Annotated in this window: 20 protein-coding genes; 18 read left to right on the forward strand and 2 right to left on the reverse strand. The window is 38.5% G+C overall.

The window, feature by feature from the left end:
- The first annotated feature begins 268 nt into the window (after positions 1–268).
- From NQZ71_RS23890 to NQZ71_RS23905, 4 genes are all read left to right on the forward strand, one after another.
- The gene (locus tag NQZ71_RS23890) at positions 269–1,219 is read left to right on the forward strand and encodes a PH domain-containing protein (protein WP_144457725.1); all 951 of its coding nucleotides are present in this window, start codon (positions 269–271) and stop codon (positions 1,217–1,219) included.
- A 210-nt stretch (positions 1,220–1,429) separates the two neighbouring features.
- The gene (locus tag NQZ71_RS23895; RefSeq protein WP_144457724.1) at positions 1,430–1,855 is read left to right on the forward strand and encodes a DMT family transporter; all 426 of its coding nucleotides are present in this window, start codon (positions 1,430–1,432) and stop codon (positions 1,853–1,855) included.
- Between the two features lie 13 nt (positions 1,856–1,868).
- A complete protein-coding gene (locus NQZ71_RS23900; protein ID WP_317011885.1) occupies positions 1,869–2,570 on the forward strand; it encodes a Crp/Fnr family transcriptional regulator in 702 nt (233 codons plus the stop codon).
- 12 nt (positions 2,571–2,582) lie between these two features.
- Positions 2,583–3,056, forward strand: a complete 474-nt coding sequence (locus NQZ71_RS23905; protein ID WP_144457720.1) for a DMT family transporter — start codon at positions 2,583–2,585, stop codon at positions 3,054–3,056.
- Positions 3,057–3,086: 30 nt separating this feature from the next.
- On the opposite strand, the gene NQZ71_RS23910 is transcribed toward NQZ71_RS23905, so the two are convergent.
- Positions 3,087–3,995, reverse strand: coding sequence for a LysR family transcriptional regulator (locus NQZ71_RS23910; protein WP_317011886.1), 909 nt, complete (start codon positions 3,993–3,995; stop codon positions 3,087–3,089).
- A gap of 151 nt (positions 3,996–4,146) precedes the next feature.
- Here NQZ71_RS23910 and ssuE point away from each other — a divergent pair, with 151 nt between their 5' ends.
- The 14 genes from ssuE (at position 4,147) to NQZ71_RS23980 (ending at position 17,916) form a co-directional block, all read left to right on the forward strand.
- The gene (gene ssuE / locus NQZ71_RS23915; RefSeq protein ID WP_144457716.1) at positions 4,147–4,677 is read left to right on the forward strand and encodes an NADPH-dependent FMN reductase; all 531 of its coding nucleotides are present in this window, start codon (positions 4,147–4,149) and stop codon (positions 4,675–4,677) included.
- Between the two features lie 5 nt (positions 4,678–4,682).
- On the forward strand, positions 4,683–5,711 hold the full coding sequence (locus tag NQZ71_RS23920; RefSeq protein WP_144457714.1) for an LLM class flavin-dependent oxidoreductase: 1,029 nt from the start codon (positions 4,683–4,685) through the stop codon (positions 5,709–5,711).
- Complete coding sequence (locus NQZ71_RS23925) at positions 5,711–5,968, forward strand: glutaredoxin family protein (RefSeq protein WP_127738396.1); 258 nt, start codon at positions 5,711–5,713, stop codon at positions 5,966–5,968. Before NQZ71_RS23920 ends, NQZ71_RS23925 begins: the two co-directional genes overlap by 1 nt.
- A 71-nt stretch (positions 5,969–6,039) precedes the next feature.
- Positions 6,040–7,371, forward strand: a complete 1,332-nt coding sequence (locus NQZ71_RS23930; protein WP_317012528.1) for an LLM class flavin-dependent oxidoreductase — start codon at positions 6,040–6,042, stop codon at positions 7,369–7,371.
- Between the two features lie 13 nt (positions 7,372–7,384).
- The gene (locus NQZ71_RS23935) at positions 7,385–8,311 is read left to right on the forward strand and encodes an ABC transporter permease (protein ID WP_127738394.1); all 927 of its coding nucleotides are present in this window, start codon (positions 7,385–7,387) and stop codon (positions 8,309–8,311) included.
- A 14-nt stretch (positions 8,312–8,325) separates the two neighbouring features.
- Positions 8,326–9,219: an ABC transporter permease gene (locus NQZ71_RS23940; RefSeq protein WP_394374140.1), complete on the forward strand. Its 894-nt coding sequence runs from the start codon at positions 8,326–8,328 to the stop codon at positions 9,217–9,219.
- Positions 9,219–11,225 (forward strand): ABC transporter ATP-binding protein, encoded by a 2,007-nt coding sequence (locus NQZ71_RS23945; protein ID WP_317011887.1) that lies wholly within the window; start codon positions 9,219–9,221, stop codon positions 11,223–11,225. Before NQZ71_RS23940 ends, NQZ71_RS23945 begins: the two co-directional genes overlap by 1 nt.
- Positions 11,226–11,264: 39 nt before the next feature.
- Positions 11,265–12,899 (forward strand): ABC transporter substrate-binding protein, encoded by a 1,635-nt coding sequence (locus tag NQZ71_RS23950; protein WP_317011888.1) that lies wholly within the window; start codon positions 11,265–11,267, stop codon positions 12,897–12,899.
- Between the two features lie 38 nt (positions 12,900–12,937).
- Positions 12,938–14,002 carry an LLM class flavin-dependent oxidoreductase gene (locus tag NQZ71_RS23955; protein WP_317011889.1) on the forward strand — a complete coding sequence of 355 codons (1,065 nt, stop codon included), beginning with the start codon at positions 12,938–12,940 and terminating at the stop codon, positions 14,000–14,002.
- Positions 14,003–14,244: 242 nt separating this feature from the next.
- Positions 14,245–14,808 carry a GNAT family N-acetyltransferase gene (locus NQZ71_RS23960; RefSeq protein WP_317011891.1) on the forward strand — a complete coding sequence of 188 codons (564 nt, stop codon included), beginning with the start codon at positions 14,245–14,247 and terminating at the stop codon, positions 14,806–14,808.
- A gap of 18 nt (positions 14,809–14,826) precedes the next feature.
- Positions 14,827–15,594, forward strand: a complete 768-nt coding sequence (locus NQZ71_RS23965; protein ID WP_144457704.1) for an amino acid ABC transporter permease — start codon at positions 14,827–14,829, stop codon at positions 15,592–15,594.
- 23 nt (positions 15,595–15,617) lie between these two features.
- Entirely contained in the window at positions 15,618–16,451 is an 834-nt protein-coding gene (locus tag NQZ71_RS23970; RefSeq protein ID WP_317011892.1) for a transporter substrate-binding domain-containing protein, read from the forward strand.
- Positions 16,452–16,468: 17 nt separating this feature from the next.
- A complete protein-coding gene (locus tag NQZ71_RS23975) occupies positions 16,469–17,179 on the forward strand; it encodes an amino acid ABC transporter permease (RefSeq protein WP_260054974.1) in 711 nt (236 codons plus the stop codon).
- Positions 17,176–17,916, forward strand: coding sequence for an amino acid ABC transporter ATP-binding protein (locus NQZ71_RS23980; protein ID WP_144457698.1), 741 nt, complete (start codon positions 17,176–17,178; stop codon positions 17,914–17,916). The genes NQZ71_RS23975 and NQZ71_RS23980 overlap by 4 nt, the downstream gene beginning before the upstream one ends.
- A 61-nt stretch (positions 17,917–17,977) precedes the next feature.
- Here NQZ71_RS23980 and NQZ71_RS23985 read toward each other — a convergent pair whose 3' ends face one another.
- On the reverse strand, positions 17,978–18,691 hold the full coding sequence (locus NQZ71_RS23985) for a CPBP family intramembrane glutamic endopeptidase (RefSeq protein WP_275008618.1): 714 nt from the start codon (positions 18,689–18,691) through the stop codon (positions 17,978–17,980).
- Between the last annotated feature and the right edge of the window lie 20 nt (positions 18,692–18,711).

Consider the following 18,711-nt stretch of genomic DNA (forward strand, 5'->3'; position numbering starts at 1 on the left):
AAATAGATGTATTTACGAAGATTAGAACAGGATAAAAGTTTTTTCTGTGAACTAAACGGAAATTTACGTAAGAATACAATGTACTTTAACTATATTTTCAAGTACATTAAATTTGTTGAACGTAAATCTAACGTAGTAATTATATTAACAAGACAAAGGGATAGTCGTAAATGATTCGTAAAAATAGCCTTTACAAGCTTTGATTTTTTGCAGAACTAGGTGTAAAATCAAATAAAGTGTATTTTTTGAGCAACTGGAGGTGAGCAAGGTGGAAGACAAACATCAACGTGAAGAGTTGAGAGAATTATTATTAGAAGAATTTCAATATGATCAAATATATAATCTAGCATTATCGCATACTTCGGAAGAGGATATTTGGACAGATTCCATTTTATCCATAAATCCTGATACTCATTATGTAGCGATAAAAGCAAGTGAATTCATAGGCAGGGATGATGCTACGATTAGGCATTATTTACGGAGTGAGCTTTCTGATATATACATTAAACCACAAAAGCACGGCAGATATTACCGCCTTAATTACATAACAATTTTTAGAATACATCTTATTTCATTATTAATGGAAAAGGTAGGAATGACTACAAACCAGCTGTTAGTGGAATTAGGTGCTGAGCCGACATTTGAATCGAATAGGAAGAGTTCAAATGATGCTTTGATTGAACAAATCTCGAATTTTAAAGAAGCTGTTAACTATTTGTATAACAGCAATATGAATTATCAGAACCTGCTGCTTGAAATTTTAGCAATGGATCGTTCTGTTAATCAACTAAAATATGAAATTACTCAGCTCGAAAGGGAAATGAGTGAAAGCAATCAAGAAATTAAACAGTTAGAATCGGCTGCCTACCAGGATTATTTGCTAGACAGGCAGAATCATATTATGGTTGCAAGTTTAAGGAAAAAACAAAAAACTTCTATTTTTTCTTTGTTTAAAAAAGATACAGATGATGAGCCGCTTATTACAGAGGAAGTTGATAAGCAACTTAAGGATAAGCGCTTGGATGCCATTAAAGATCAAATTGCCCAGCTAAAATCAGATATTGAAGCATTTAGCGGCAAAAGAGAGAACCTTGTCAAGAAATTGACAGAGGATGAGAAGAAGCTGCTTGTACTTACGGAGCAGCAAAAGTATATGCTTTCTGACAGCAATAGTGGCAGAATGATCGAAGCTGCAGCCGATTTTGAAACAGTTGAATAAATAACTGCCAATTAATATGGACCCAGATGATGGATAAGAGACAGTAATTCTCTTTATATTCATTCTGGGTTTTTTATTTTCTCTAATTCCATAGTATGCTATAAGATTCTTGGTTATGATAAAATGAATCATTTTTTCAAAAAAGGGACATATGTCCTTTCTAACTTTTCCATTTTTCTTTTTAATAAGAAGAGAAGGGTGGAAGGATAAATGAAAGGCGTACTTTTTGCTTTACTTGGTGGAATGTTTATAACGATTCAAAATATAGCTAATGCCCATATTCGTGAGGATATTGGTATATGGCAAACGGCAAGCATAACCCAGTTTTCCGGCTTTTTATTAGCAGCGGTAATCCTTTATGCTTCTAGAGATATCAAATGGAAAAGTATCGGAAGTGTTAATCCAATCTATTGGTTTGGAGGTGCATTTGCAGCCTTTATTCTTTTCAGCAATATGGAAGCAATTCTGCAGATTGGGGTTACATTTACGGTTTCCTTTGTGTTAATTTCACAGCTAATAATAACCTTTATAATTGATATTAATGGATGGTTTGGGATAAAGAAACGGAACTTAAAAATTGCTGACATTCTAGGTATCGTGATGATGATTGGCGGTTTACTATTATTAAAACTTTGACTGGCGGGAGAATATGAAGGAAATCAAGGACGTAAGGGAGCTTCATTCCTATTTAGAGCAACATCAGTTAACAACTATTTTTAATGACCGCTTAAAAGAACATGCTGTATTATGTGAATTTGAGCAAGGAGAAAGAATTTGCACACAAGGTGAGTCTGCGCGCTCTCTTTACGTTCATGTTAGTGGGAAGATAAAAGTATATACAACCTCACAGGACGGAAAAATTCTGATCTTATCATTTAAGCAGCCTTTAGAGATAATTGGTGATGTAGAATACGTCAATGGTGCTGAACTCCTTAATACAGTAGAGGCTACCTCTACAAAAGTAAAAATGATCAGATTTGATTTTGAATGGTTAAAAAAGCACGGGAATGAGGATGCTGTATTTCTTCTATTTCTGCTGGACATAATTGCTCATAAATTTTATCGGAAATCGACAGCTATGAGTTTTAATTTAATGCATCCGGTTGAAGTGAGACTCGCAAGCTATTTGCTATCTGTTTCAGCACTGAAGGAGCATACATTTAGTGATAGGCTTGATTGGCTTGATTTAAAAGATGTAGCAAATTTTATCGGCACGAGCTATCGTCATGTGAACCGAGTAATAAAGCAATTCTGCATGGAGGGGCTAATTGAGAAGAATAAAGGAGTTATCGTCATTAAAGACAGAGCAGGACTTCAAATAATGGCAAAGGATAATATATATGAGCAGTAAGGGGGAAATGTAATGCTGGGAATTTTGTTGGCTATAATGGCTGGAGGATTAGTTGGGGTCCAAAATATATTTAATAATAAAGTGATGGAGAAAGCAGGCTCTTGGACAACGACAACACTTGTGCTTGGAATGGGGTTTTTGGCTTCTTTTATTACTGGACTTGTTGTCGAGGGCGGAAAGCTGTTTGTTTTCACAAACATGGAGCCGTGGTATTTGGTAAGCGGCTTTATCGGTGTAGGAGTAGTTTATTGTATAACCTCAGGTGTTAAGCTGCTTGGACCAACATATGCCATTGCAATAGTAATGTTTGCACAGCTTGGCTTTGCTTTAGTTTCTGATACTTTCGGCTGGTTCGGCACAGATCCAATCCCATTCACACTTAAACAAAAAATCGGAGTCTTTATCATTATTGGGGGGATTCTTATGTTTAAGTTAGGCAATTTAAAAGGACGTGAAACATCTTCAGTGTTAAAGAAAGCAAGCTAAAGGGCTATAAACAGCCCTTTTTTTGTTTTTTTATAAATACGTTTTTTCTTGCAGTGTGTGTTTTCTGGAAAAAGACTCTTCTATTAAAGCTAAAAGATGGGAAGAGGCCTTTCCATTTAAATTATTAGTCCTTCTTAACAATCCGATTACTGGAGCGGCATCTATTCCGTTGATTTCTAATACCTTTGTTCCAGAAAATGGGAAGGAATGGGCAGTGCGTGTAAAGAGAGAAATTCCCAGTCCTGCTTGAACATAGTGTTTATGCGCCATGCTACTGGATATCTCCAATTTTTTATAATTAGTGCCGATAGTCTCGACAATAGTTTGCTCTATTTTAATCCGAATTGGGCAATTATGAGGTGTAAACAAGATTGTTTCGTTTTCGAGATCCTTTAAGTCTACTATTGATTTTGTGGATAGAGGATGGGACTCGGAAACAAGAAGCACGATATCATCATAATAGAGTGGCTTAAAAACATTCTCCATGGAAACTTCCGGTGCGCCGCAGATAGCAAAGTCAATTTCATCTTGATAAAGCATTGTACTTAAAGTATTCGCGTCAGCAACATGAAGGGAAATTTCTATTTTAGGATATTTTTGGATGAAATCTGCCATTATTGTGGGCAGTTCAAGACTAGCTGTAGGCTCGGAAACCCCAATCCGAATCAAGCCTGCTAAGCCTCCCTCCAAGTCTTGTAATGTTTTATCTAAACGGTCGTATTCGCGTAACAGTGCGTTGGCTCTTTCATAGAACAGGCGGCCAGCCTCTGTCATCTTCAATGTTTTTCCTCTTTCCAACAGCTTCTCACCGACTTCTTCTTCCAGATGTTTAATATGAAGAGTGATGGTTGGCTGTGAATAGTTTAAAGCTTCGGCAGCCTTAAGGAAATTGCCGTATTTAACAATAGTTGTGAATGTGCGAATTGCACGAATCTCCATGTATAAACACCTCTTTTAAGTTTTAATTTAGTAATTCTGAATCCTGGCATTAATTTTACTGATTATACTTTCTGAATTATTTGCTTTATTATAATCTATATTATCAACTAATCCAAGTGGTTTAGAAGGAATTTTGGAAGGGGACGTAAAAATGCCAACAATTACGATTGTAGCTGGTGGAAATTCCATCCACTCTCGCCTAACGGGTGTATTAAATTATGCAAAAGAATTTTTAGAAAAGGAAAACATTAATCCAACTACTATACAAGTCCATCAGCTCCCAAGTGAGGCACTAATTAAAGCCGAATTTAATAATGAAAAAATTACAGAAGCAAACCAAATAATTGAAAATAGTGATGGGGTAATTTTCCTAACTCCAGTATATAAAGCTGCTTATTCAGGTATTCTCAAAACATATATTGACCTGCTTCCACAAAAGACGCTTAAGGATAAGGCAGTGTTGCCGCTGGTATTAGGTGGCACATATGGTCATTTATTGGTGATAGATTATGTCCTTAAACCTGTTCTTATTAACTTAGGAGCTTCCAATATTAATAGTGGCGTGTATATCCAAGACACCCAAGTAACAAAAAACGAGGATCATTCCTATAGTTTGGCGGATGAAACAAAAGCAAGGCTTAATGATGCATTAACTCAATTTATAAAATCAATCGTGAGGTGAGAAATTTGACAATTAAATTAAGCATTCTCGATCAGAGTCCAATTGGCGAAGGAGAAAAAGCAGAGCAAGGTCTCCAAAACACGGTGAAATTGGCTCAGGCTGCAGATTCTCTTGGATACAATCGTTTTTGGGTTTCGGAGCATCATAATAATGACCAATTAGCAGGTTCTGCCCCAGAAAGTTTGATTGGATTCCTGCTGGCATCGACAAAAAATATCCGCATCGGATCTGGCGGAGTTATGCTGCAGCATTATAGTCCATACAAGGTGGCAGAGGTATTTCATGTATTATCCGCACTGGCACCTGATAGAGTTGACCTAGGTGTTGGCAAAGCACCAGGGGGACTTAATCTTTCAACAAAGGCATTGCAGGAAGATAAACGAGAGGAACAAAAGTCGTTTGAAGAAAAACTGGCTGATCTTCATTCATACATAAATGAAGAAGAGAATGTACTTGAGTTAAAAGCAGCTCCTGCACCAAAAGTAAAACCAGATATATTCCTGTTAGGTGGTAGTGCAGAGAGCGCTGAGCTTGCAGCAAAGCTAGGAATTTCCTTTGTGTTCGCTTACTTCATTAACGGAGAAGAAAATATTCTGAAAGAAGCAAGAGCTAGGTTTAAACAGTTTTCACCAAATGGAGGAGGTGAATTTCTGCTGGCATTAACAGTTGCTGTCGCTGACAGTGATGAACAAGCAGATTCTTATATCAAGCAAAGAGAATCTGTCAAAGTCATTTTTGCTGATGGCAGGAAGTTGAATGTAGGGTCATTGGAGCAGGCAGAAAAAGTAATTAGTCAAGCAGGAGAATCAGAATATCAGCTGCTTGTTCAAAAAGCAGGCTATGTGGCTGGTTCAAAGGAAAATGTTGGAAAAGAACTAACTTTGCTTGCCGAAAAGTATGAAATCGATGAAATAATTTCGTTATCACCAATTGTAAATATTGAGGATAGAATTTATTCTTATAAGCTACTCAAAGAGGCATTTGCAGAAGATAGTAAGTTGAAACAAAAAAATAATCAAGGAGTGGGAATATAATGAGTCAAAATAAAAAAGTAGTTGTGTGGAGCAAAGTTGGATGCAGTTATTGTGAACAGGTCAAATCTTATCTATCCGAAAATAATTTTGAGTATTCTACGATTGATGTAACAGAAAATGATTCTTTAAGAGATGTACTTGAAGTGAAATATGGCATTCGTTATGTACCTGTAGTTGAAATCGGTGATGGTGTATCACCAGAGTATAAAGCAGTCTTTAAAGTAGACTTAGAAGCATTAAAAGAAGCACTAGTTTAATTTTTTAACTTAATACTGAGTATTTTTATAGGAATAATTAATTTTTAAAATAGAAGAAGGGTGGCTAAATGATGGCAAAGGATAAAAAAATAAAGTTTGGTGCAATGATTCACGGTATTGGCGGAACAACAGATGGATGGCGTCATCCATCTGTTCCTGCAGATGCTAGTGTCAGTCTACCATTTTACAAAGAAAGGGCAAAGCTTGCTGAATCAGCAAATTTTAGTTTTATCTTTGTTGCAGATGGACTCTCTATAAGTGAAAAATCTTTACCTCATTTCTTAAACAGATTCGAGCCTATTACGTTGCTTACTGCCATAGCGGGAGCAACAGAAAAGATCGGACTTGTCGGCACATTATCCACATCCTATAGCCAGCCTTTCAATGTTGCAAGACAATTCCTGTCATTAGATCATATTAGTTCAGGAAGGGCAGGCTGGAATGTTGTTACATCTCCATCAGCAGGAGCGGCTCAAAATTTCAATGGCAAGGACCTTCCATCACATGAGGACCGTTATAACAAAGCGGCTGAGCATCTGCAAGTCGTAAAGGGGCTTTGGGATTCATGGGAAGATGGCGCCTTCGTCAGAAATAAGGAAACAGGGGAGTTTTTTGACAAAGAAAAGATGCATGAATTAAATCACGAAGGGGAGTTCTTTTCTGTCAAAGGACCGCTGAATTTGGAAAGATCACAACAAGGCTATCCTGTCATATTTCAAGCAGGTTCATCAGAAAGAGGAAAATCCTTTGCTGCAGAGTCTGCTGACGCTATTTTTACAGGACACGAAACGTTGGAGGAAGCGATTGAATTTTATCGCGATGTAAAAGCAAAAGCAGCACAAACTGGACGCGGACATGAAGAGATTCTGATTTTTCCGGGAATTAGCCCGATAGTTGCAAGCACAGTTGAGGAAGCACACAAAATATATGAGGATTTTATCAGCTTAGTTCCAATCGCTAATGCCATTACCTATCTTGGCAGGTTTTTTGATCATTTCGATTTCAGTACTTTTCCACTAGATGAGCCATTCCCGGAAATTGGGGATGCAGGTAAAGAAGCTTTTCAGAGTACTACTGACAAAATCAAGAAAATGGCAAAGGAGCATAAGCTGACACTTCGTCAAGTAGCCCAGCAGGTTGCTGTACCGAGAAGTACATTTATCGGTACTCCGGAAATTGTTGCAGATAAGATTCAAACCTGGTTTGAAAGCGGTGGAGCAGATGGTTTTATTATAAACTCTGATATTCCAAGCCAATTTAGAGAGTTTGTGGAAAAGGTTGTGCCTATTTTACAGGAAAGAGGCATTTACGAGAAGGAATATACAGGCAGCACACTACGAGAGCATTTAGGAATTAAAAAGCCAAGCAATCAAAATAGTACAAATACGGCACTAGAAGTATAAGCGGGAATCGTCTATGGGGAAATTTATTGTAAATAGAATGATTGCTGCCGGTTTTGTACTGCTAGGGTCTTTGTTGTTAGTGTTCTTCATCAATTATTCCCTTCCAGGAGATGCGGTGGATCAAATGCTGGAGGGAACAGGTGCCACACCTGAAATGGCCGCTAATTTACGGGAAGAGCTAGGTTTAGACCTGCCTTTTCACACTCAGTTTTTGGAATATTTAAAAAATATTCTACAAGGAGATTTTGGGCACTCCATTGTTAACAACGCGCCAGTTTTAGACAAAATCATTACACAGTTTCCTGCCACCATTGCCCTAACCATCGTAAGTGCGATACTTTCCATTATTTTTGGTATTACATTAGGTGTTTTTTCAGCCATTCACCATAACAGTGTTATTGATTATGTTGCTAGATTAATAGGTTTATTTGGCATTTCAATGCCTACCTTTTGGTCAGGTATTTTATTAATTCTAATTTTTTCTGTCACACTCGGCTGGTTCCCTTCAATAGGGTCAGACGGCTGGATTACGCTTGTTCTGCCTTCTATTGCATTAGGACTTGTCGGTTCTGGGGCGATTGTCCGCATGGTAAGAAACAGCATGCTGGAGGTTATGAATGAGCAATATATCCTCACATTAAGATCAAAGGGGCTATCAGAAAAAACGGTTATGTATAAGCACGCATTAAGAAATGCGTTAATTCCATCGATTACGATTATCGGGATGATGATCGGGGATATGCTGGGCGGAGCAGTTGTTATTGAAACTGTATTTTCAAGACAAGGAATTGGGAGATTGGTTGCAGATGCGATAACTGCGAAGGATTTGCCAGTCGTCCAAGGAGTAGTGTTTTTTTCAGCCATCGTATATATAACCATCAATTTTTTAGTAGATATCTCTTATTCGGTTATTGATCCTCGTGTCCGAAAATCATTCTAGGAGGTGTAAATCACTTGAAAGAAACGGTATTAGCCGGCCAAATCAAAAAGTTTTCGGTTATTAAAAAGAGAAAAAGGATTTTTCTCCCTGAGCATGCTTTTATTTATGCGGCTTGCGGCATTATCCTTTTTTTAATGATTTGTGCAGTTTTTCCACAGTGGATAGCACCATACGCACCAACCAAAATGTTTACAGAAGAAATAATGCAAGCACCTTCAGGCATTCATTTCTTAGGAACAGACTATTTTGGCCGTGATGTTTTCAGTTTAATTGTCTATGGAAGCAGAACGTCGTTAATAATTGGTTTTCTATCAGTAATTGCTGCCGCTGCTACAGGGATGATAATCGGTTCTGTTGCTGGTTATGCAGGAGGAATAGTTGATCTTATTTTCATGCGGATTATTGATATATTAATGACAATCCCAGGAATGCTTCTATCCCTTGCTTTTGCAGCCGCATTGGGACCAAGTCTTAAGAATATAATACTTGCCATATCCATAGCAGCTGTACCGGGATATGCAAGATTGATGCGCGGCCAAATACTTACTTTAAAAAGCCGAAACTTTGTTATTGCGTCAAAATCAATTGGGGTAAGCAATTTCGTCATCTTTTTTCGCCATATCCTTCCTAATGCCTATTCTCCACTGCTAGTCATGGCAACAAATGGGTTAGGTTCTTCCATCCTACTTGGAGCAGGGTTGAGCTTTTTAGGCTTGGGCGTTGTCCAAGAGGTTCCTGATTGGGGCACATTATTGTCACAGGGTAGAGGCTATTTGGCAGCCGCATGGTGGATTGCTACATTTCCAGGTATTGCAATTACATCATTTGTGTTATCAGCAAATATCATCGGCGACAGTCTCCGTGACTTCCTTGATCCGAAGAAAAAGCAGAAAGGAGACAATGCTTAATGCTTGATATTAACAAGTTAAACATAGAGTTTAAGACGAAAACAGGCAGCATAACTGCTATATCTGACCTTAATTTGTCTATTAAAGCTGGTGAAACGGTCTGCTTAGTCGGCGAATCAGGAAGCGGAAAGACAATCACATCGAAAGCCATTATGAGATTAATAGAATATGAAAATGGAAGAATTTCCAATGGAGATATCTCTTTTCAAGGAACTAATCTAACTTCTATCGATGAAAAGATGCTCCAGCATATAAGAGGAAAGAAAATCGCGATGATTTTCCAGGAGCCGTTATCTGCCTTTGACCCAGTTTTTACAATTGGCTACCAAATAACGGAAATGATAAGAAAGCATCAAAAATCATCGAAACAGGCAGCTTGGCAAAAGGGAATCGACTTACTCAAAAAAGTAGGTATTTCTGAGCCAGAGCATCGGATGAAGCAATATCCTAATGAATTTTCAGGAGGAATGCTGCAAAGAGCCATGATTGCTATGGCCATTTCCTGTGAGCCTGATTTGCTAATTGCTGATGAGCCAACTACAGCATTGGATGTAACAATTCAACTGCAAATCATTGAGCTATTAAAGTCATTAAAGGATGAATTTAATATGGGCTTGCTTCTGATTACGCATGACTTAGGAATTGCAGCAGAGCTTGCCGACAGAATTGTCGTGATGTATGCAGGCGAGGTTGTGGAGAATGCAACTGTCTCTCAGTTATTTCACACACCACATCATCCTTATACAAGAGGACTGCTGAAATCTATTCCTAAGATGGACACTGCAAATAAAGGAAAGCTTTACTCAATTGAAGGCAGTATCCCAAGCCTAAATGAGCTGCCAGAAGGATGCCTATTTCATCCCCGCTGCCCATTTGCGAACACACAATGCAAACGAGTGAGACCAAATCTCGAGAAAGTTAATGACCGCTATGCTGCTTGTTTTTATTCTGAGGAATTAGTTACAAAGCCGGAATGGAGCTTGAGTTATTCAAAAGAGGAAACACTGGAGAAGATTAATGTCACCAAACCGGAGCCAGTCAGCACTGAAATATTGGTGGATGTTCAGCATGTCAGCAAGCATTTCCCAATTGGCAGAGGCCTTTCCTTAGCAAAAAAACAGGTGAAAGCTGTAGATGATGTGTCATTCGCTATCAATAAAGGCGAAACATTTGGGTTGGTTGGAGAATCTGGGAGTGGCAAATCGACACTAGGAAGAGCCATTCTGCAATTAGAAAAATTGACTGGGGGAGAAGTCTTATACGGTGGCAGTCCATTATCAGGCCTCAGCAGTAAAAAAATGGGCAAATACCGCAAAGAGATGCAAATGATCTTTCAAGACCCATATAGCTCTGTCAACTCTCGTCTTAAAATAGGTGAGATTATCGCAGAGCCCTTAAAGTGGCATTTAAAGCTGTCTAGAGAGGAAATACAATCAAGGGTGGAGGAGCTGCTTGAACAAGTCGGATTAAAGCGAGAATGGGTATCCAGATATCCTCATGAGTTTTCAGGTGGACAGCGACAAAGAATTGGAATTGCGAGAGCGATAGCGCTAAATCCAGCCTTTATATTGGCAGATGAGGCTGTTTCCGCCTTGGATGTTTCTGTACAGGCTCAAATAATCAACTTGCTTCAAGACCTACAAGCAAAAATGGGTTTAACTTATTTGTTCATCGGTCACGACTTAGGTGTCGTCCAGCACATATCTGACAGAGTAGGTGTGATGTATTTAGGCAAGCTTGTGGAGATTGCTCCAAGTAAAGCCATCTTTCAGGAGCCAGCCCATCCATATACAAGAGTGTTGATTGACTCTATTCCAAATGGAAAAAGGACAAATAAGCTAAAAGCAGAAGGAGAAATTCCGTCTCCTGCAAATCCGCCATCAGGCTGCCGATTCCGAACAAGATGCCCTTTTGCTACTGAGAAATGTGCAGAGGAAGAGCCGGCATTAAAGGAAATTCAAAAAGGTAGATTTACAGCTTGCCACTATCCTTTACCAATTAATTAGTGTTAAAAGCGAAAAAACAATTGTTCAAGGGGGAAGAAGATGATGAGAATAACTCGATTGCGAAGATCAATTTTATTTTATATGCTTGGAGTTTTGCTGCTGTTGACAGCATGCCAGCAATCAAATGAAAATACATCTGCCAGTGGAGATGCAGTACCTAAGGAAGGCGGAGAATTGGTTTATGGCTTAGCAACACCCCCTGATAGTCTTGATCCTCATACTAGCGGAATGGCTGTTTCAACAAGGGTGAATAACAGCATTTATGAAAAGCTTGTTTACCAGACAGAGGATAACAAGATAGAACCATGGCTTGCAACAAGCTGGGAGGTCTCTGATGATCAAAAAACCTTCACCTTTAAATTAAGAGATGATGTTACCTTCCATGATGGAAGCAAATTTAACGCAGAGGTTGTCAAATATAACTTTGACCGTATCGTAAATCCTGAAACAAAGGCTGCAAGTGCATATGCACTTATTGAAAATTATGAGTCATCTGAAGTGGTAGATGAATATAGCGTGAAAATTCATTTCTCTGAACCTGCAGCAACCTTCTTAAGTAATTTAAGTCAGCCTAAATTAGCGATTGTTTCCAAAGAAGGTGCTGAAAAGTATGGATTGTCTCTAGCGACAAATCCAGTTGGTTCTGGTCCCTTTAAGTTTGTCAGTCAGGATGAGAATAATGAAATTGTGTTGGAAAGATATGCTGATTACACAGGGAAAGCACCATTTGCTGAACATGAAGGAAAAGCATATTTAGATAAGCTCACATACAAAATTATCCCAGAAGAGGCAACAAGAATCGGCAGTGTACAAAGCAACCAATTGAATGCTGTTGAAACAGTACCACCTCAAGACTTGAAGTCTATTAAAGCAAATGGCAACCTGAAAATTTTTGAAACAGAAACAGCAGGCATGCCATATGGATTGTTTATTAACCCAGAAAATGCACCATGGAACGAGCTTGATGCCAGAATTGCATTGCAAAAAACAATTGATGTCGATAATATCGTCAATACGCTTTATTTAGGAACATATAAGCGGGCATGGTCTGTTATAACACCAACCATATTAGGGTATGACAAATCGCTTGAAAATACAGGCAAGGTTGACGTAGAGGATGCAAACAAACGATTAGAAAATCTTGGCTGGAAGAAAAACAGTGAAGGAGTAAGAGAAAAAGATGGTAAAGAGCTGGTACTTCGCTTAATAGACAGTAATGTCAACAGGGAGAAGCGTCACGATATTGCTACAATCATTCAGCAGCAAGTAAAGGAAATAGGGGTTAAGCTAGAGATTACTACATCAGCAGAATACTATAATATCACAAAAAACGGGAAGGATTATGATGTTATCGGCAACAGCAGGGTAGCGGGAGATCCGGATGTTCTTCGTCTATTCTTCCACTCTGAAAATCTTCCTGAAAATGGTGGATCGAGTCTAGCGAGACTTCATGACGATGAAATTGATCAGTGGCTAGAGGAAGGCGAGCTAGAAACAGATACAGAGAAAAGAGTGGAATTATACAAACAGGTCCAGCAAAAACTGATTGGGCAAGGATATTTTATTCCTATCTATGTATTCCCATATACTGTTGCAACCTCTAATGATGTGGAAGGTTTAGCATTTGATTCACAAGGATATCCACTTTTCAATGATGTTTTTATTAATAAGTAAGGATAAACCAAAACAAAAGATGAAAATGGGGGAGGATTATGAAGTTTATCTTATTTTCGTTAATTAGTAATAACACCAATCCAATCAGCAGGGAAACATTTACTACCCATCAGAAGCTGGAAAATGTCATTAATCAAGCTGTATTGGCTGAAAAGCAGGGCTTTGACGGCTTTGGGGTAGGGGAAAGGCATGGTTCGCCATTCCTTTCTTCTTCACCTGCTGTAATGCTTTCTAATATTGCCGCAAAAACAACGAAAATACGTTTGTTGACAACTGTTACTGTTTTAAGTGTGTTGGATCCAGTCCGAGTTGCCGAGGATTTTGCCACGGTAGATCAATTATCAAAAGGCAGACTAGATTTGATTATAGGAAAAGGAAATGATCCACGCCATTATCCTCTATTTGGAATTACTGAGGAAGAACAATGGGAGTCCCTTGCAGAAAGGTATGATTTGTTAAAAAGATTATGGGCAGAGGAGTCTGTCAATTGGAGTGGCAAGTACAGAGCTCCATTACAAAATGTCACAATTGAGCCAAGACCATACCAGAAGAGCATTCCTATTTGGCATGGAAGTGCATCAAGCACAGCTTCTACTGAATTAGCAGCCAAAAACGGCGAGCCGATATTTTCTTCCAATGTCTTTCATCCAATTGCAAAATATAAGCAGCTAATTGACCATTATAAAGAAAGATTGGCATTTTACGGTCATGACCCGCAAAAGGCCATTATCGGCTCTGGGGCAGGCAGTTTATATATTGCTGACACAAAGGAGGAGGCAATCAATAAATATCGGCCATATTATGATGCTTTTATGAATACGGATGCTTCTAAACATAATAATTCACCATTTAAGAATTTAGACGACTATGTTGAAAATGGGCCATCCTTAGTCGGATCAGCAGATGCTATTATCGAAAAAATTCTGTTATACCATGAAGCATATGGCCATCAAGTGCAAGGGTTGAGCGTTGACGGTCTTAGTGAAGCAGAACAGAAGGAGCAAATTCAGCGGTTTTCCGAGGAAGTACTGCCTGTCTTACGAAAGGAAATACCTAATTTTATCTGGGAAGAGCCAAAAAAAGTAGCTTCAAACGGACTATAAACCAAGTAAAAACATAGGTTTTAATTGATATTAGTTTTATTGAATTAACACTTTATTAATACTAATTAGTCAAGAAGCGAAAAACATATTATATTATATATATCCAATAAGAATACATGGATATAAACAAAGGCAAGGAAGGAGCGGAGGCTTAATCAAGGGATTGGCATTATGCTACTTGACTTTTAATAACTAGAAGTAAACCAATATCTTTTAAAAAATACACAGAATGGAGAATTTGTATGAGTGAAGATATCTTTCGAATCGCAACAAAAGAAGACGCCCCAGCATTTCTAGAATTATTGTCTAGTGCATTCAAGTCGGTTGGAGAACTTGGCATCAACTGGCCATCCACAAGAGCCACGCTAGAAATGGTAACAGAGAATATCGTCAATTCTACTGCTGTTGTTTTAGAACGGGACGGCAGACTTATCTCAACTTTAACGATCCGCTTTCCTTGGGAGAGTAAAGCACCAGTGTCAGGCTATCCATTTGTTTGGTGGTTTGCAACTGCACCAGACTTGAGCGGACAGGGAATCGGAAATAAATTATTGGAATATGTAGAAAACACATTGCTGCGAGACACATTTAAGGCACCTGCTTTTACGCTTGGAACTTCTGGCAAAAAGCATCCTTGGCTTTTGGATATGTATAAACGGAAAGGGTATAAGCAATATTTTCAGCATGAAAACGATGGCGACATTGGGATTCTGATGTATAAAGTATTGATTCCAGAACGCTTCGATGAAAATATTCTCGGGACACCGCCGTTTAGCGATGCTAAAGCGGAAAAGACTTCTGTATAACAAGAAAGGAGGCAGCCCATGGGAGAGTTTTTTAAATGGGAATACGTTATTACCCTCTTCCCGAAAGTGTTGAGTGCCCTTCCTACGACCCTTTTGATCGTATTATTCGCAACCTTAATTGGAGCTGCTATAGGTTTACTGATTGCTTATCTTCGGATAGAAAAGGTGCCTGTTTTAAGCCAATTATGTATTGTATATGTTTCCTTTGTAAGAGGTACACCGATACTTGTGCAAATGTTCATCGTTTTTTACGGTCTTCCCAGTTTGCTCGGTTCTATTGGGATTGACCTATCACAGTGGGAAAAAATCTATTTCATCTATATAACCTATGGCTTGAATGCAGCTGCGTTCTTTTCTGAAATTTTCCGTTCTTCCCTATTGAGTGTTCCTGCATCACAGTATGAAGCAGCAGCCTCAATAGGATTAACAAAAGGGCAGACATATCGAAGAGTGCTGATACCCCAAGCAAGTAAGATAGCAATGCCGAGCCTTGGAGCGTCTATTATCAACCTGCTGCAAGACACTTCTCTTGCCTTTTCTTTAGGTATATTAGATGTCATGGGCAAGGTTCAGACTTTAGGGGCTTTATACTATCGAGTCATGGAGGGATATTTCATTGCCGCTGTTATCTTTATCGTATTGAGTATTGGCTTAGAGCAGTTGTTTGGTTTGGTAGAAAAGAAATATCGGTACCCGAAAAGAAGCAAAAAAAGCATCAGAACACCAATCTTACCTAATGCTAAGAAGCTGCTGCTGTTGCCAAATGGAAAAAACAAAGTAAATTAAAACAGATGAAAGTGGGAAATAGCATGAGAATCGTGCCGAAACATAAGACTTGGAAGATTATTGGATTAACTGCTGCGCTTGGATTAGTACTTGCGGGCTGCGGTAACGGTGAAAGTACAGAAAGTGCCAGCGCAGGGAACAATGATTCTGATGCAAAAGAAATTATCGTCGGAACTGGAAATGCATATCAGCCTTTTGTCTATTTAGATGAAAACGGAAAACTGACAGGCTATGAAAAAGCTGTTCTTGATGCAGTTGATGAAAAGCTGCCACAATATAAATTTAAATATGAGTCATATGAATTTAAAAATATTTTACCAGCACTTGATGCAAATAAAATTGATTTGGCAGCACATCAGTATGAAATCAATGATGAAAGACAGGCCAAATACTTGTATGGGAAAGTAGGCTACACAGACTATACAAGTTATATCGTTGTTGACGCAAACTCAAAAAACAACTACCAGTCATTAGATGATTTGGCAGGAAAAACAGTTTACACATCAACAGGAAGCAATCATGCCTATATATTGGAGCAATACAACAAAGAGCATGATAATAAGATCGATATTGTGTACGGCAGCGGATCAAATGAAGTACTTGTCAAGGATCTTCAAACAGGAACAATAGATGCAACATTGCTGACTAAGTTCGATGTAAGCAAATTAAATGAGCAATTTAAAGCAGATTTAAAAACATTAGGAGAGCCTGCCTATGTTTCTAAAACATATTATCTTTACAGTAAAGACGATACAAAGCTTCAGGAAGATATAGACGGTGCCCTTGAAGAATTAATTGATGAAGGAAAGCTTTCCGAGATATCTCAAGAGGTACTTGGAGCAGATTATACGAAATAAGAAAGGAGGAGGTATAAATGGACTTCGATTTCCCATTTATGTTTAAGGCATTTTCAGCTGCATTGCATTATTTGCCAACAACGCTGCTGTTAGGGTTCGTGCCGCTCCTGCTAGGATCTGTTATTGGTCTTGTTATTGCACTTGTACGTTTTTATAAAATTCCTGTCCTTTCCACATTTTTCAAATGGTTTGTGACTGTTTTTAAAGCAATTCCCGTTATTCTTATCTTATTGGTCACGTATATTATCAGTTCAGATATGCTGGAGCAGCTAGCAAAGTCCATGTCCTGGGACATAAGCTTTAAGAATATTGATAGGAGGTGGGTTGCGATTTTTGCTTTAACCTTATACGCAACAAGCGGTCTGTCAGAGATATTCAGAGGGGCGCTAACAGCCATTCCGAAGGGCCAGTTCGATGCTGCCTATTCGGTAGGATTATCAAGAGTGCAGGTCATTAAGAGAGTAGTGATTCCACAAGTATTTCCTATTGCCTTCCCGATGATAAACAGCACATTAATTTCTCTTATTAAGGCTTCTTCACTAGTTTCCATGGTTTCCGTTGTGGATATATTAAACGGTGCTCTGATTGAGGCAAATGTTAACTACCGTTTCCTTGAAGCGTATGTGGCTGTATCGTTAATCTACTGGCCAATGTGTGCTGCACTTGAAGGAATATCATCCGGCTATGAGCGTTATTTCAGCCGCAGCAAAAGGAGAAGCTTCGCATGATTACAATTAAAAATATCTCCAAAAGTTTCGGGAAGAATGAAATTATTAAAGGTGTTGACTTGGAAATTAAAAAAGGTGAGGTTGTTGTCATTCTAGGTCCAAGCGGTTCAGGCAAAACCACTTTTTTAAGATGCTTGAACTTTCTTGAACGAGCAGATGACGGTGAGCTAACCATTAGTGATAAAAAAGTCCACTTTAAAAAGGCAAGCTCTAAGGATATCCTGGAAATTCGCCGAAAAACAGCAATGGTCTTTCAGCAATATGACCTTTTTCTTCATAGGACAGCAATAGAAAATATTATGGAGGGTCTTGTAATCGCAAGAAAGGTGTCAAAGGCGGCAGCATATAATAAGGGCTTAGAGCTATTAGAAAAGGTTGGTTTAAAGGGGAAGGAAGACGCCTATCCACACCAGCTTTCCGGGGGACAGCAGCAGCGTGTCGGAATTGCAAGAGCATTGGCTCTAAACCCGGAGGTTATCTTGTTTGATGAGCCTACATCGGCTCTTGATCCCGAACTTGTCGGAGAAACATTAGAGGTAATTAAAAAGGTTGCTGAAGAAGGAGTAACGATGGTGATCGTTACACATGAAATGAGCTTTGCCTATGATATCGCAGACAGAATCATTTTTATGGAGGATGGTGTCATCGTTGAACAGGGTACTCCAAAAGAAGTGTTCGAACAAACAAAAGAGGAACGGACAAAGCAGTTTCTAGCCCGTTTTGCTTATGAAAGATAATAAACAAAGCTTTATTTCATTGGAAATAAAGCTTTGTTTTGTTTGAAGAAAGGGAGTTCTTTCATCGAATTAACAGCACTAATAAGTACGATACCAGGTTATTGAAACCATGAGCAATAATTGACGTTTCAATACGGTTTGTTCTTATATAAACGAGTCCTAAGAAAAACCCTAAACCGCTATACAAAATCATTCCAGTTAAAGAGAAACCAGCCATCATATGCATTCCGCCAAACAAAAGGGAGCTGAAAATAAGGCCCACATATTTATATTTGGAAAAAACATGGCCAATTATCACTTTACGGAAGAAAAATTCTTCAATAATTGGAGCAAGTATGGTCACTTGAATAATCGTAATATAGCTAGTATGAATTAATACCTCTACAGCTTGTTGATTTTGGGGAGCTTCCTCCATATTTAGTCCAAACAACAAAGCAATAATGACCATCACAATGACGGTTACAAATTTCCCTCCGAAAAAAACAAAGATGGCATAAAGGAAATCCTTCCCCTTTACTTTCGGTTTTCTCCATTGAAATAAAGATGTTTTGAAATAAAGGAAAATGATAAAGCCTAGAATAATAAACAAAATGAGAAAGTTAAGGATAACGCTCAGCATTGCGGTACTGATTTGATAGTCTCCAAATGACATGCTTTTTGTTGTCCCCACTCCAAACAAGTCCAAAAGCAGTTGGATTCCGATAGGCAAGATTGTCATGATAAACAGGTATGTCACAAAAGTCCATATATATTTATTCTTGATGAGTTTCTTCAAAAGCATATCTCCTTCAATCT

This window comes from Niallia taxi, from assembly GCF_032818155.1.
GTDB classification, from domain to species: domain Bacteria; phylum Bacillota; class Bacilli; order Bacillales; family Cytobacillaceae; genus Niallia; species Niallia taxi_A.